Source organism: Xanthovirga aplysinae (assembly GCF_009711365.1).
GTDB lineage: Bacteria > Bacteroidota > Bacteroidia > Cytophagales > Cyclobacteriaceae > Xanthovirga > Xanthovirga aplysinae.
The window spans coordinates 1-1057 of sequence record NZ_SMMB01000445.1 but is presented as its reverse complement, the minus strand read 5'-3'; the positions used below and the strand labels follow the sequence as shown (position 1 = coordinate 1057).

Genomic DNA, 1057 nt, shown 5'->3' with positions numbered 1-1057 from the left:
GCAATATCCCTTTACCTCCCTTTTGCAGTAGCAAGTATTAGTTGATTTACCATTTATTCATAAAATTCCACCTAAATTGGTTCATCTTAAAAATAGGTGGTGTAAGTAGACATAGAAAAGTGGTATTTCTTACTTTATCAACAAATAAAGAAGGAAAAAAGGAGAATGCATAGCTGATTAAATAGTATTTTTCTTCCCTAGGATTGGAAATTCCTTTGATCCTTTGAATTTGTGGTCCCCTCCATATTTTTTGCCAAGTTTATCAACATTACGATTGATTTTTCGTTTTGAAAATAATTGCTCTAAGTGGTTCCTGTTATGCTCAATAAAATGAATAATATTTCTGAAATTTGTACTTTCCGAGAGCTTAAGGAGTGAAAAATTAAGATAAATAAGATATAAGAAGGAGACTATGGTTATTCTTCATCTTCGTCCAGGTTAAACTTATTTTATTTTTTGTAATATTGGACCATAATTTGACAGCAAAATTAATAGTGGATAGCAAAGAGATAATGTGATTAGATGGTAATTACATAAGTACTTAAATAATAATTGGAAAAGTTTGTTGAGATGCTATAGGTTATTCTTGAATTATTGTACTTTAATACTTGGTTTTGCACCTTATTTCCTGCTTAATACACAATCGTAATTCTTAATTGTTTAAAAGATGTACATCGAACAACTTTATACCTCATGCCTGGCGGAGGCGGCTTATTATATAGAATCTGAAGGAGAAGCAGTTATTATTGACCCACTAAGGGATATTCAACCTTATATTGATTTAGCCCAAAAGCGTGGAGCCCAAATAAAATACGTGTTAGAGACTCATTTTCATGCTGATTTTGTTTCGGGACATATAGATCTGGCTTCAAAGACGGGAGCAAAAATAGTTTTTGGTCCTGGAGCAGATACTAATTACCAAGTACATGTGGCCAAGGATAATGAGGGTTTTAAAATTGGAAAATTAAATCTAAAAGTATTGCATACTCCGGGCCATACCCCAGAGTCTTCCTGCTATTTATTATTTGATGAAAAGGGAAAAGAACATGCTGTTTTT

At 32.4% G+C, this 1057-nt stretch carries 1 protein-coding gene; it reads left to right on the top strand.

The window, feature by feature from the left end:
• Positions 1–667 precede the first annotated feature (667 nt).
• Positions 668–1057 (top strand): MBL fold metallo-hydrolase (locus E1171_RS01685; RefSeq protein WP_155203448.1); only part of this gene is annotated, 390 nt, incomplete at its 3' end.